Annotated in this window: 10 protein-coding genes; 8 read left to right on the forward strand and 2 right to left on the reverse strand. The window is 39.0% G+C overall.

Translation table 11 applies throughout. The features are described 5' to 3' along the window. The first annotated feature begins 46 nt into the window (after positions 1-46). The 3 genes from G504_RS0115070 to rpe all read left to right on the forward strand — a co-directional run bounded on the left by G504_RS0115070 (position 47) and on the right by rpe (position 4,663). Positions 47-910, forward strand: a complete 864-nt coding sequence (locus G504_RS0115070) for a sigma-70 family RNA polymerase sigma factor (RefSeq protein ID WP_019671028.1) — start codon at positions 47-49, stop codon at positions 908-910. 350 nt (positions 911-1,260) lie between these two features. Next, positions 1,261-3,918 (forward strand): c-type cytochrome, encoded by a 2,658-nt coding sequence (locus G504_RS0115075; RefSeq protein WP_019671029.1) that lies wholly within the window; start codon positions 1,261-1,263, stop codon positions 3,916-3,918. A gap of 82 nt (positions 3,919-4,000) precedes the next feature. After that, positions 4,001-4,663, forward strand: coding sequence for a ribulose-phosphate 3-epimerase (gene rpe / locus G504_RS0115080; protein ID WP_019671030.1), 663 nt, complete (start codon positions 4,001-4,003; stop codon positions 4,661-4,663). Here the strand turns inward: rpe and G504_RS0115085 are convergent. Then, positions 4,660-5,085 carry a CBS domain-containing protein gene (locus G504_RS0115085; RefSeq protein WP_019671031.1) on the reverse strand — a complete coding sequence of 142 codons (426 nt, stop codon included), beginning with the start codon at positions 5,083-5,085 and terminating at the stop codon, positions 4,660-4,662. The genes rpe and G504_RS0115085 overlap by 4 nt on opposite strands. Positions 5,086-5,339: 254 nt before the next feature. On the opposite strand from G504_RS0115085, the gene G504_RS0115090 reads away from it, so the two are divergent. Further along, entirely contained in the window at positions 5,340-6,323 is a 984-nt protein-coding gene (locus tag G504_RS0115090) for a YpdA family putative bacillithiol disulfide reductase (protein ID WP_019671032.1), read from the forward strand. Positions 6,324-6,337: 14 nt separating this feature from the next. Next, positions 6,338-7,270 (forward strand): isoaspartyl peptidase/L-asparaginase family protein, encoded by a 933-nt coding sequence (locus tag G504_RS0115095; protein WP_019671033.1) that lies wholly within the window; start codon positions 6,338-6,340, stop codon positions 7,268-7,270. Here the strand turns inward: G504_RS0115095 and G504_RS0115100 are convergent. Further along, complete coding sequence (locus G504_RS0115100; protein ID WP_019671034.1) at positions 7,267-8,130, reverse strand: cyanophycinase; 864 nt, start codon at positions 8,128-8,130, stop codon at positions 7,267-7,269. The two genes, G504_RS0115095 and G504_RS0115100, sit on opposite strands and share 4 nt — an antisense overlap. A 167-nt stretch (positions 8,131-8,297) precedes the next feature. Here G504_RS0115100 and cphA point away from each other — a divergent pair, with 167 nt between their 5' ends. The 3 genes from cphA (at position 8,298) to G504_RS0115115 (ending at position 13,550) form a co-directional block, all read left to right on the forward strand. Continuing rightward, positions 8,298-10,925, forward strand: coding sequence for a cyanophycin synthetase (gene cphA / locus G504_RS0115105; RefSeq protein WP_026348617.1), 2,628 nt, complete (start codon positions 8,298-8,300; stop codon positions 10,923-10,925). Positions 10,926-11,015: 90 nt separating this feature from the next. Continuing rightward, the gene (locus G504_RS0115110) at positions 11,016-11,303 is read left to right on the forward strand and encodes a hypothetical protein (protein WP_019671036.1); all 288 of its coding nucleotides are present in this window, start codon (positions 11,016-11,018) and stop codon (positions 11,301-11,303) included. Between the two features lie 429 nt (positions 11,304-11,732). After that, positions 11,733-13,550, forward strand: a complete 1,818-nt coding sequence (locus tag G504_RS0115115; protein WP_019671037.1) for a hypothetical protein — start codon at positions 11,733-11,735, stop codon at positions 13,548-13,550. The last annotated feature ends 163 nt before the right edge of the window (positions 13,551-13,713 follow it).

Genomic DNA, 13,713 nt, shown 5'->3' on the forward strand with positions numbered 1-13,713 from the left:
TATGCAGCCCATGCACTTTGAACTTAACATATAAAGGAAAACGTTAATGAGACAGCTAAAAATTACAAAACAGGTTACGAACAGGGAGACTGCGTCCTTAGATAAATACTTACAGGAAATAGGTAAGGTAGATCTAATCACCGCAGATGAGGAAGTTGAATTAGCACAGCGAATAAAAGCAGGTGACCAATTGGCATTGGAAAAGCTCACAAAAGCCAATCTTCGTTTTGTTGTTTCTGTAGCAAAACAATATCAAAACCAGGGACTTACACTACCGGATTTAATTAATGAAGGAAACCTTGGACTTATTAAGGCTGCACAACGTTTCGATGAGACAAGGGGCTTTAAATTCATATCCTATGCGGTATGGTGGATTAGACAGTCAATTTTGCAGGCACTGGCAGAACAATCTCGTATTGTCAGATTACCACTAAATAAAATTGGTTCAATAAATAAGATAAACAAGACCTTTGCATTTCTTGAGCAAGCTCATGAACGAATCCCATCAGCGGAGGAAATTGCCAAGGAATTGGATATGACGGTTGAAGATGTGAAACAATCTCTTAAAAATTCGGGGCGTCACGTATCTATGGATGCACCTTTAATTGACGGCGAAGATTCAAATCTTTATGATGTTCTTCGAAGTGGTGAATCTCCTAATCCGGATAAAGAATTATTACATGAATCCTTGCGTACAGAAATTGAAAGAGCATTAGAAACTCTTACACCAAGAGAAGCGGATGTTATCAGATTATATTTTGGTTTGGCCGGGCAACACTCTATGACCCTTGAGGAAATTGGTGAGACTTTCGACCTAACCAGGGAAAGAGTACGCCAGATTAAAGAAAAAGCAATAAGAAGATTAAAACATACTTCCAGAAGTAAAATTCTGAAAACATATCTCGGATAATTACGGGATATTAATTACAGGTTAAATTTTCCTAGTATTGGAATTTTGGCATAAAAATTGTAATTTGTGAAAGTAACAACAGTTTATCATGACTGTTCGTTTTTTGATTGATGAATAAACTCCGGCTGATTACCGGAGTTTTTCATTTTAGCATAATTCTGCCAAATTCCGCCTTGAGAATCAGACTATTTATCTATATTCATTACTAAAATATTCCCCTGAATCGGGCATGAGTTTACTTAAATCAGGATTATACTGCCAGTCTTATTCCTATTGTTTCTATTAACAACATTTTGTACCAATACATTTCTGTATATTTATAGAAGACAAAGTAATATTAATTCCAGATTATGAGTGACTTTCTTTCCGTATCCATGAAATTTCTTTTTATAGTATTTGGTTGTCTAATTATTTCCTGTAATCAGACTAAATTCACGGGAGAGGAAAAGGACACTTCTGAAGTACAATTTAATTTACCCGAAAATTTTGTACTTGAAGAATTATACCATATAAGTGCCAACAAACAAGGTTCATGGGTAGCCCTGGCCGAAGGCCCGGACAAAACAATCTATGCATGTGATCAACGCGGTAAGATTTATTATTTTAAAATGCCGGAAAAAGGTGATGCCGTTCAAAAAACAAAGGTAGATAGCCTGAATCTTGATATTGGCGAAGCCCACGGCCTCTTATGGGCATTCAATAGTCTTTATGTCGCAGTCAATAAAAATTGGGAGGACGATATTTCCGATGAAAGTCAAAAAGGGAGTGGCATTTATAGAATTACAGATTCAAATGGCGATGGCAACCTTGACAAAGTAAAAATGCTATTGAAATTAGAAGGAGCCGGTGAGCACGGGCCACACAGCTTTGTTTTAAGTCCGGATGGTGAATCTATCTATTTTATTGCCGGAAATCATGTACTTATCCCGGAAATCCTTAAACAAAATAGTCGCTTACCCATAAACTGGGGTGAAGATAATCTGTTTACGCCTTATCTGGACGCCCGGGGACATGCCAATGACATAAAAGCACCTGGCGGTTGGGTTGCGGAATTTGATGCTAAGGGTGAAAACTGGGAACTCATTTCCGCCGGCTATAGAAATCCATTCGATCTGGCATTTAATCAGGATGGTGAGTTATTTACCTATGATGCTGATATGGAATGGGATATTGGCATGCCCTGGTACAGGCCAACAAGAATATGTCATGTTACTCCGGGCAGTGAATATGGATGGCGGACAGGATCCGGCAAATGGCCGGATTACTATCCGGATAACCTCCCCGCGGTCCATAATCTGGAACAAGGTTCTCCTACAGCCATCTTGTCCGGAGCTAAGCTAAGTTTCCCATCAAGGTATAAAAGCGGGCTTTTTATAATGGATTGGAGCTTTGGAACTATTTATTATGCCAATCTTATGCCAAAAGGAAGCAGTTATACTGCAACTAGAGAGGAGTTTCTATCGGGTACCCCTTTGCCATTAACTGATATAATAGCAGGTTCAGATGGCAAGCTGTATTTCGCCACTGGCGGCAGGGGTCTGGATTCTCACTTATATAGATTGAGTTATGAGGGAGATGCTATTGAATCTTCTCTTATGCCCGATGAAAGTGGAAAAGAATTAAGGAAGATCAGGCACCAATTAGAAGATTATTCCGCCCTTGATCCCAAAGAAGCCCTATCCAATGCATGGAACTATCTTGATCATGAAGACAGATTTATAAGATATGCAGCTCGAAATACTTTGGAAAAAATTACTCCAGAGAAATGGCATGAAATGTTCTATTCGGAAGAATCAGCCATAAAAACCATTGAAGCCGGAATTGCTATGGCAAGACAGGGAGCTAAGAAAGATAAAGGAAAGATTCTGAATAAATTAAATCAAATCAACTGGGAAGGACTGGATGCACAACAACAAGTAGACCTTTTGAGAAATTATGCTCTTGTGTTTATCCGTATGGGGCAACCCGAAAGTCAATCACGTCTGGATGTAATCCATAAACTAAAACCGTATTTTCCTAATTCAAATAATGTCATAAATAGAGAACTGGCACAAATTATGCTCTATTTGAATGCTGAGGAAACGGTTAAAATTCTTATTGATTTACTGGAAAAACACACGGCTGAAAAAACCAATATCTCCAGTCAGATGCTGTCGGAAGAAACTACCTTGAGAAGTGAACAATACGGACCGTTAATCAGGGAAGTGATCGCTAAAATGCCACCCAGCGAAGCAATCTATTATGGAATGCTGTTAAGCCATGCCACTGAAGGCTGGAACAAAGCACTTAGGGAGAAATACTTCCTGTGGTTCTATGATGTCTTAAGTGCAAAAGGCGGAATGAGCTTTAAGGCCTATATGGAAAATGTAAGGCTTCAAGCCATGTCAAATGTCCCTGAAGAAGAAAAAGAATACTTTGAAGAACTTTCCGGTGTATATTCACCAAGCACTGTCGTAGAAAACCTCCCCCAGCCTATTGGTCCTGGAGCAAATTATTCCGGCAGCACTATCAACCAGTTTCTCTGGGGTGATAAGATGAATAATTATAATGGTACTTTGGCCGATGGTGAGCGGGCGTATCAGGCAGCATTATGCGTTTTATGTCACCGCATGAAAGGAGAAGGAGGCGCCACCGGGCCAGACTTAACACAGATAAGTACAAAATTTGGCAGGTATGATTTGTTATATGCCATTTATAGCCCAAATGATGAAATTTCCGATCAATATGCCTTTACCCTTTTTCATATGGATGATGGCAAAAAAATAGCAGGTAGAATTCTTTCAGAAACCTCAGATTCAATTAAGATTATGCCCAATCCGCTAAACACATCGTACACTGTTCAATTGGCCCAATCCTCTGTAGTAAAAAAAGAATTGTCTCCAATTTCACCAATGCCTTCCGGTTTACTCAACAGGTTAAACGAAGAGGAAATTAAAGATCTTTTTGTCTATTTGTTAAGCGGTGCTGATGAATCGCATGAACTATATAATAATGAGAATCTGGAATAATTTTGAAGTTATATTTAATGGCCCGGCATAAAACCGTCATGAATACTTATTTTTGTAGCAAAATATTTTCAGCCATCAACTAATGAACAAAATACGAATAGCACCCTCGCTGCTCGCGGCCGATTTCGGAAATCTTCAAAGAGATGTTGAAATGGTCAATTCAAGCCAGGCAGAGTGGCACCATATTGATGTAATGGACGGAGTTTTTGTTCCAAATATCTCCTATGGCATGCCTGTAATAAAGAACATAGCCGAACATGCAACCAAACCGCTCGATGTTCATCTTATGATTATTGAACCGGATAGGTATATTAAAACTTTCGCCTCTTTGGGCGCAAATATCCTCACTGTTCATTACGAAGCCTGTCCGCATCTAAACAGAACTATACAGGCAATCAAAGAGGAAGGCATGATGGCAGGAGTAGCTTTAAATCCACACACTAGTATAAATCTTCTGGCAGATAGTATAGCAAGCATAGACCTGGTTTGCGTAATGAGTGTCAATCCGGGCTATGGGGGTCAAAAGTTTATTGAGAATACTTTTTCAAAAGTCAGAGATTTAAAAGCCTTAATTCATGAGAAGAAATCCAAAACGTTAATAGAAATTGATGGTGGTGTAAATGCAGAAAATGCTAAAGCTCTGGTAGAGACTGGTGCAGATGTTTTGGTTGCGGGAAGCTTTGTTTTCAACTCTCAGGATCCATTGGCCACAATTTCACAAATTGCAAATATTGCAAATGTTTAGCAATGTTTTAGAAGGTATTTAATCAGATCCGTAGTAGTTACCATACCTTTTAGGGTGCCATTTTCCACAACCGGTAAAGAATGAAATTCTCTTTGCACCAGTAATTCTGCCACCTCTTTTATTGTTGTATCAGGAGTAACGGTTTCCAGGTTTCCTATCATTAATTGTCTTAAGGTGAACATATCGTAAATTGAAGAGGATATGTTTTCCTCCTCTCTGTATGCTCCATCAGCAAAACTAATACGGAGTAAGTCATTCATGCTTATCATACCAATAATCTTATCCTTTTCAATCACAGGGATATGTCGTATTTTATATTTTTTAAATAAATGTTCTGCTTTATCCAAGCCGTCATTTACATCGAGAGTTATAAGTTTCGTGGTCATTATATTTGAAATGGGGAGTTCAATTTGCACATTCATGACTTTCAATTTTAATATTATTTAATAAAGATCAGTCTTATCAAAAACAAAAAGAATGATAAAAGTCATGTTAGTTGTTGTTAAAAATTATTTCCCATTATGCATAAAATAATTTCTTTTATTCTTTAGAGAGTTGCTTGTTTGCGGCAAGTCATATAAGCTTTATAGGAGTTCTTCTATTAGTTTAAGAATAAATTACATAGCTTTGCGCCTACCTGAAATCCGACTTAATTTTACCTCTGAAATTAAAATATATGGAACGCTTTGATCTTTTAATTGTTGGTGGAGGACCTATTGGAATTGCATGCGGGTTGGAAGCTCAGAAAAACGGTTTGAATTACCTGATCATAGAGAAAGGCCCCATAGTTAATTCTCTTTTCAATTATCCGGTAAACATGCAGTTTTTTTCCTCTTCAGAGCGACTGGAAATAGATAATATTCCTTTTATAAGTAATGAGGCCAAACCGAAGCGCAATGAAGCTTTGGAATATTACAGAAGGATTGTCACATCGAATAGATTAAAGCTTCACCTTTTTGAAAAAGTTGAGGCAATCGAAAAAAAAACAGAAGATTTCAAAGTCGTAACAAGTAAAAACAGGTATTTAGCCAGTAATGTCATTATTGCTACAGGATTTTATGACCTTCCAAACCTCCTTGAGGTTCCCGGAGAAGAACTCCCTAAAGTTTCTCATTATTATAAGGATCCTCATTTCTATGCTAGTCAAAAATTAGCCGTTGTAGGAGCAAGTAATTCTGCTATTGACGCAGCTCTTGAATGCTGGCGAAAAGGTGCTGAAGTTTCACTTATTATACGAGGCCCCGAAGTAGGCAAGAGAGTTAAATATTGGGTTCGGCCTGATATTGTGAACAGGATTGAGGAGGGTAGCATTAAAGCTTATTTTAATACCGCCGTTAAAGAGATACATGAAAAAGAAATTGTGCTGGACACCCCTGATGGAACATTAGTTTTAGAAAATGATTTTGTCTTAGCTTTAACAGGATATACCCCTAATTTTGAATTTTTGGAACGCGTGGGAATCGAATTATCCGAGGATGAGAAAAGATTACCAAATTATAATCCGGAAACCATGGAAACCAATATAAATGGAGTTTACCTGGCCGGAGTTATTTGTGGCGGCATGGAAACTCATAAGTGGTTTATTGAAAATTCACGCATACATGCCAAGATAATTATCAAGGATATTTTAAAGAAAAAAGGGACTGAAAAGAAAAGTTAAAAGTTAGTAAAGGCATGAAAAAAATTGCTTTGGCCATTCATGGAGGTGCCGGAACCCTTATAAAGGGTATGATGACCCCAGAAAAAGAACGTTCCTATAAAGAGGTTTTAGAAAGTGCCCTGCATAAAGGGTATAAGCTTTTAGAATCCGGGTTATCTGCAGTGGATGCAGTTGAGGCAGCTGTAAAAGAACTTGAAGATTCACATCTGTTCAATGCAGGCAAGGGAAGTGTATTCACCTCTGAAGGGAAACACGAAATGGATGCATCCATTATGGATGGAAAAACACTTAATGCCGGAGCTGTTTCTTTAGTTAGTGGCATTAAAAACCCCATAAGTCTGGCAAGGGATGTTATGGAAAAAAGTGAACACGTATTCCTGGCCGCTAAAGGTGCCATGCAATTTGCAGAAAAACTGAAATACCATCTTGAAGATGAAGACTATTTCTATGATGAGTTTCGCTTTCAGCAATGGCAGGAAATCCGTGGTACCGGGAGCTTTAAATTAGACCATTCTGTAAAAAAGGATTCAAAATTTGGGACAGTTGGCGCTGTGGCCTGTGATAATTCCGGAAACCTGGCAGCTGCAACTTCTACAGGAGGTATGACCAACAAGCAATTTGGAAGAGTTGGCGATAGTCCGATGATCGGAGCCGGCAATTACGCCAATAATAAAACATGTGCTGTTTCCTGTACCGGCAGTGGTGAGTATTTTATCAGAGGGGTAGTTGCCTATGACTTATCATGTCTTATGGAATATAAGGAGCTATCGCTAAATGATGCAGCCAAAGAGGTCATCCAAAATCGTTTATTGCGCATTGGAGGTGATGGTGGTCTAATAGCCGTTGACGCACTTGGAAATATTGCAATGCCGTTTAATACAGAAGGCATGTATAGGGCATGTAAGGCATCTGACGGCGCTGAGCAGATAAGTATCTACACAAATTAGGAGGTTAGAAAAGGAGCGTCTAGTGGCAGTACTTTCACCTTGCCTTTTTTTAAATTAAATCGATCCCCGTTTGCCAAAACGTGCGTTTTAAGATTTATCAGGGACATTGGTGTGCCTTTCTCAAGAATCTTTTCATTATTGTGTTTAAGTTTTCTCGGATCAAACATGATAACCATCCCGGAACCTATTACCTCAAAAGTGCTGCTGTTTTTAATAACTAATCCTGTATCTTCGGCAAGACCTATGCCCATCATATCCGGATACTTGGCCACTGCTTCTGCAAGTCTTCCAAAACGGCCACGACGAATAAAGTGAGAGTCTATGATTAAATTGGAAATAAACCCCATTCCTGTATCCATTTTTACAGCTCCTTTTATAAACGATTCTGTACTGCTGCCACCTGCAATCATTTCGCTGGACATGCACATTGCGCCTGCACTGGTACCAGCAATCACTAATGCATCTTTTTTATACCTCTCTAAGAGCAATTCATGTAATTTAGTCCTGCCTATTTTACCTGTGATTTTTGATTGGTTACCCCCGGAGAACATCACGCATCGGGCATTTCCTATCAATTGAAGATTCTCGGGTCTTTCAGACTCCTTTCTGTTGCGAATGTCCATGACATGCACTTTGTTGCATCCCAATTTATTAAATGCCCTTATATAACTATTACTTACTTCCTTAGGAATACTTGAGGCCGTTGGAATAACAACAATTTGTGCTTCCTTACCCCCACTTTCACTTACTACTCTGGATAGTATACTTTCCTGGATAAATTCAAGATGGAACTGCTCGCCGGTCTCTATCCCTTTATCTTCATTTCCTCCTATCGGAATTAAAGTGCCCATTACAGCCATAATTATAACTTTAGTAGGGTGCAAAAATACAGCTATTGTTATAAAAAATGTCATATATTTATGAAATTACAGAGAACTTATCAAACTCATTTTAAGAGCCAGAATAGTATTTAAGAGCTAATTGCTAAAAATTAATTCCTGGATTAAGAACCATAAAACAAAAGGTCATGAAAATAAGAGAAATAAATGCGATGAGGGGACCAAATTTTTGGTCAATTCGCCGTCATAAATTGATTGTTATGGTTCTGGATTTGGAGGAAATGGAAGAATTACCTACCAATAAAATAGATGGTTTTGCAGAACGTATACGCAAAATGTTTCCAAGTATGTACTCCCACAGATGTTCAGAAGGATGCGAAGGAGGTTTTTTTATGCGGGTAGATGAAGGAACATGGATGGGTCATGTAATTGAGCATATTGCCCTGGAAATTCAAACTCTGGCCGATATGGATACCGGATTCGGGAGAACGAGAGGTTATGGGGAGAAAGGGGTATACAACGTTGTTTTTTCATATATAGAAGAATCTGTAGGCAGATACGCAGCTAAAGCCGCCGTTCGGATTTGTGAAGCGCTAATTGCCGCTGAGCCCTATGATCTGGAAGATGACATTCAACGCATGCGTGAACTTAGGGAATCCGAAAGGCTAGGTCCAAGTACAGGATCTATTGTTTCAGAAGCCCAAAGCAGGGGAATTCCATGGATACGACTAAATAAGTATTCCCTGGTACAGCTGGGGTATGGAGCAAATCAGAAAAGGATTCAGGCTACAGTAACCAGTGAAACGAGCAGTATTGGTGTTGAATTAGCGTGTGACAAAGAAGACACTAAATACCTTTTGGAACAGGCGGAGGTTGAGGTCCCGCGGGGTGATATTATCAGCAGGGAAAGCGGATTGGAAGATGCCTGCCGTTATGTAGGCTATCCACTGGTAATTAAACCTATTGATGGTAACCACGGCAGAGGAATTACGGTAGACATTAATAATTATGAGGATGCCCTCGAGGCTTTTAATATAGCGAAAGAAGTATCAAGAAGGGTAATAGTTGAAAAGTATATTACAGGCGAGGATTACCGCCTGTTAGTGATTAACCACAACTTTGTTGCTGCAGCTAAGCGTACTCCGGCTCATGTCGTAGGCGATGGTAAATCTTCCATAGCTCAATTGGTTGAGGAAGTGAATAAAGATCCCCGAAGGGGATATGGCCATGAGAAAGTGCTTACGGCAATAACAATAAATGATCTGACAAAAACGATTATTGCTGGTGCAGGATATACGGTAGACTCGGTCTTAAAAGAAGGAGAGCGGCTAATTTTAAAGGATACGGCTAATCTGAGTACGGGAGGTACCGCAGAAGATGTTACGGATATTGTTCATCCTGCCAATGTGTCCATGGCAGAAAGGATTTCCAAGATCATAGATCTGGATATATGTGGAATTGATGTGATGACAAGCGATATTAGTCAGCCACTTTCCGATACAGGCGGAGCCGTTTTAGAAGTAAACGCAGGGCCTGGTTTCAGGATGCACCTTGCGCCTACAACCGGCTTGCCCAGAAACGTTGCTGCCCCTGTGGTTGACAAATTATTTCCACAAAAAGGCGATACCGGAAGAATCCCCATTGTAGCCATTACCGGAACAAACGGCAAGACTACAACCAGCAGGCTTATTGCCCATATTGCCAAAATGAATGGGCAGAGGGTAGGTTATACCACAAGCGATGGTGTTTATATTCAAAACAGGATGTTGATGAAAGGAGACTGCACAGGCCCGGCCAGTGCTGAATTTGTCCTGAAAGACCCCACTGTGAATTTTGCCGTACTTGAATGTGCCCGTGGTGGGCTTTTAAGGGCCGGATTAGGTTTTAAAAAATGTGATGTTGCCATTGTTACCAATGTTTCAGCAGATCATTTAGGCTTAAAGGGAATCCATACATTAGAACAACTTGCAAGGGTCAAGGCGGTCATTCCGGAAACGGTTTTGCCGGACGGTTATGCCATTTTAAATGCAGACGATGATTTGGTTTATGAAATGCGCAGAAACATCAATTGCAATCTTGCGTTATTCTCAATGGACGAAAATAATCCAAGGATTAAGGCCTTGCAAAGAATAGGCGGAATTACTGCCATTTATGAAAATGGTTATGTAACCCTATGCCGGGGTGAGTGGAAAATGCGGTTGATGAAGGCAGAAAGTATTCCATTGACTTATGGCGGGAAAGCCCGTTTCATGATACAAAATATTCTGCCCGCTGTAATAGCCGCCAACGTTCAGGGCATTAGTATTGAAGATACTAAAGCGGCCTTAGAAACATTTATTCCATCTGCTTCAAGCACTCCGGGACGACTTAATTTATTTAAGTTTAACAATTTTGATATTTTATTGGACTATGCACATAATCCTGCAGGCATGCGAGCCCTTCAAAAGTTTACGGATAATCTTGATGCCACTGTTAAAGTTGGTATAATAGCGGGCATTGGGGACCGAAGGGAGGAGGACAATAATGAGATGGGCAGCATAGCTGCGGAAATGTTTGACGAGATTATAATAAGGCAGGACAAAAATTTAAGAGGTAAATCTGAGGCTGATCTAATCAATATGCTGGATGCCGGGATTAAAAAGCAGGATCCCAACAAAAAGACTACCATAATTCCTTCAGAAAAAGAAGCTATTATCCATGCGGTGTCCAATGCCGAAAAAGGATCGCTGATAGTGCTCTGTAGTGATGTGGTACCGGATGCGCTGGATCTGGTAAAACAATTAAAAGACCAGGAGGCGAATGGCGAATTGGCATAATTATAATCCTGCATTTCAGAAGTAAACTTAGAAATATTAGACTCTAAAATGGTCGTAAAAGTATATATCCATTCCTAAAGTAGCAGACCAATGAAAAATATTTTTAGCAATCTTTTTAAAAAGAAAAAGGCAGATGTATTTGATGAAATTCCCACAGGGGTTTGTCCTAATTGCTGGGGAGATCAGGAATATGGCAACATTATCCGTGAAAAATTTAAAGATGCCCAGATAGACGTTAATAACAGAGAAAGCAAGTATGCTTTTATACAAGACTTTGTGGTAACCCATTTAGACGGAATAAAACTAAAAAGTGCAGTACATGGTACAGAATGCCCGACTTGTAAAGTAAAATATAAAGAAGAAGAATCTAAATCCTAAACAAGCCAACATGTCGAATCAACTCACAAAAATTACCGAACAACACTATTCCAACCCTACATAAGATCTAAAAATTTATTTCTCAGACTATACGCTAAACGGAACACCGGTCCTCTCGCATACTGAAGGGCTGATTGGTGTAGCTCAGCGCATTTTTGAAGCAAATGGGGTAGCTACAAAAGTAATCCGTCCTATTGATTATACAATTCCTGTCAGACCCGGTCTGGATATTTTAAAACCAAGCAACAGACAAAGATCACCGGATGGATTCGTTTATTATAACCTGATTGAAGGTTCTTTGTAAAATCAATCCAGCCTTTTAAATCATAACTGACAAATATCATATTTTAGGACTGTTTTAGTTCAGATTTTTGTAATGGCAAATTATGTTCAATTTTGATTCACGTTTGTCATAAATTAAATCTTACAATGACAAATGTCCATTCGTTTCATATTCCCGTCATGGGAATAGGCTTCACCATTGACACCCCCTTAAAAGTTTCCCGGTTTGGAATAGATTCCGTTATTTCTTTAGTTGATGATATCCTTATCGAAAAACTAAGGAAGATGTATTGTGCTAAATTTGAAATTCCCTATTCAGAAATTACAGAAAATACAGACGATTTTAGGGCAAAAAGAATAACTGCCTATCTTGATCTAATTTATGAAGAGAGTCTAAGAAAATTCGAGGAACTTAAAAATGTCACTATTGACTCGGCTGCTGAACTCAAGAATTATTTTTCATTGCTACCCGATACTTCAGGTTTAAAAAAGGAATTCAGAAAATTGACCAGGGATTCATTTAATTTGGAGGAAATCAAAACCTGGGCGCAGGATAATCTGACTATGGGCAGTATTGATGTGAACATAATGACCAAAGTTGATAAAGAAAATTATCGCAAAAAAGAAAAATTACCTACGGAATATAATGATGCCCATGCCGCATTGAGGGGCTATGCAAACAGTTTTCTTAATTCTTCTCTGGTGCTTTCGGCAGGAATGAATCCCAGATTATATACCTATTTAGAGCAGTTCGAAGATTTTTATCCTGATGAAAATGGAACCATAAAAAAGAAAATCGTACTAAAAGTAAGTGATTACCGTTCCGCTCTGATTCAGGGTAAATTCCTGGCCAAAAAAGGATTATGGGTATCAGAGTACAGAATTGAATCCGGGTTAAATTGTGGCGGACATGCATTTGCAACCGATGGCTTTCTTATGGGCCCAATCCTAAATCAATTTAAAGAAGAAAAAGAAAACCTGATGCAATCGGTTTATGAGATTTTGGTAAAAGCTCTGGATCAAAAAAATAGAGTTGTTCCGAATTCAATCCTGCCATTAAAAATAACAGCCCAAGGTGGTGTAGGCACTGCAGAGGAACACAACTTTCTTTTAAATCATTATAAAGTGGATTCCGTTGGGTGGGGAACACCTTTTCTTCTAGTGCCCGGGGCAACAACTGTTGACAGGTCGACCATTGAAAAATTGGCAAAAGCCAAAGAAGACGATTTATATCTGAGTAATATTTCTCCCCTGGGTATTCCCTTTCACAGTTTAAAGGGAAATACAAAAGATTTGGAAAAAGTTAAATTAATTGAAAAGGGGAGACCAGGGAGTTCCTGCCCGAAAAAGTTCGTTGCCATGAATAAAGATTTTTTAGATACCGGAATTTGCACTGCATCAAGGCAATACCAGCATCTGAAAATAAAGGAGTTAGACAGGCAAGGTCTTACAGCTGAAGACTTTGAGCACCAATACAACCAAATAACTGAAAAATCCTGTACCTGTGTGGGCCTTGGAACTTCTGCCCTTCTCACATATGGACTCGACACAAAGACTGAAGGTGAAGGTGTTTCGGTATGCCCTGGTCCAAATATGGCTTACTTTGCCAGGACCATGGAACTCAATGAAATGATAGACCATATTTATGGAAAGACCAATGTGATATCAAGGAATGATCGACCACATATGTTCATTAAAGAACTTCATATTTATTTGGATTATCTTCAGGCACGTATTTCAGAATGCCAATTTGAAATAACCGATAAACAAAAGAAGTACTTACATACATTTGCCGCCAACTTAAATGATGGAATAGCCTATTATCAGCAATTATTCAACAACCTAAAAGAAGAATTTCTGGATTCAAAAGAGCAAATATTGTGCCTTTTGGGCGAGGGAAGAAAATCTCTAAGCAACTTAGCGCGGGAAATTGAAAACCTGGAAAATAATTTGGCTATCCGGTAAACCTCTATTTGTATATTGTAATTTATTTTACACCAAAAAGACGCATCAATTCCTGCAAAAGTCTTTAAACCAACATGGTTTTAACTACCATATCCCATAAAGCTCTGCCTTAAAAACTAACGGGATTAGCTGCGCTCTTCCCTAAAAGGCTCCGCCTTGAAAA

This window comes from Eudoraea adriatica DSM 19308 (assembly GCF_000382125.1).
Classification (GTDB): domain Bacteria; phylum Bacteroidota; class Bacteroidia; order Flavobacteriales; family Flavobacteriaceae; genus Eudoraea; species Eudoraea adriatica.

Excerpts from the sequence above, each read along its gene's own strand:
- G504_RS0115090 (WP_019671032.1), top strand. The coding sequence starts at position 5,340 with ATGGAACGCTTTGATCTTTTAATTGTTGGTGGAGGACCTATTGGAATT.
- G504_RS0115115 (WP_019671037.1), top strand. The coding sequence starts at position 11,733 with ATGACAAATGTCCATTCGTTTCATATTCCCGTCATGGGAATAGGCTTC.
- G504_RS0115110 (WP_019671036.1), top strand. The coding sequence starts at position 11,016 with ATGAAAAATATTTTTAGCAATCTTTTTAAAAAGAAAAAGGCAGATGTA.
- G504_RS0115100 (WP_019671034.1), bottom strand. The coding sequence starts at position 8,130 with ATGGCTGTAATGGGCACTTTAATTCCGATAGGAGGAAATGAAGATAAA.
- G504_RS0115075 (WP_019671029.1), top strand. The coding sequence starts at position 1,261 with ATGAGTGACTTTCTTTCCGTATCCATGAAATTTCTTTTTATAGTATTT.
- G504_RS0115070 (WP_019671028.1), top strand. The coding sequence starts at position 47 with ATGAGACAGCTAAAAATTACAAAACAGGTTACGAACAGGGAGACTGCG.
- G504_RS0115095 (WP_019671033.1), top strand. The coding sequence starts at position 6,338 with ATGAAAAAAATTGCTTTGGCCATTCATGGAGGTGCCGGAACCCTTATA.
- cphA (WP_026348617.1), top strand. The coding sequence starts at position 8,298 with ATGAAAATAAGAGAAATAAATGCGATGAGGGGACCAAATTTTTGGTCA.
- G504_RS0115085 (WP_019671031.1), bottom strand. The coding sequence starts at position 5,085 with ATGAATGTGCAAATTGAACTCCCCATTTCAAATATAATGACCACGAAA.
- rpe (WP_019671030.1), top strand. The coding sequence starts at position 4,001 with ATGAACAAAATACGAATAGCACCCTCGCTGCTCGCGGCCGATTTCGGA.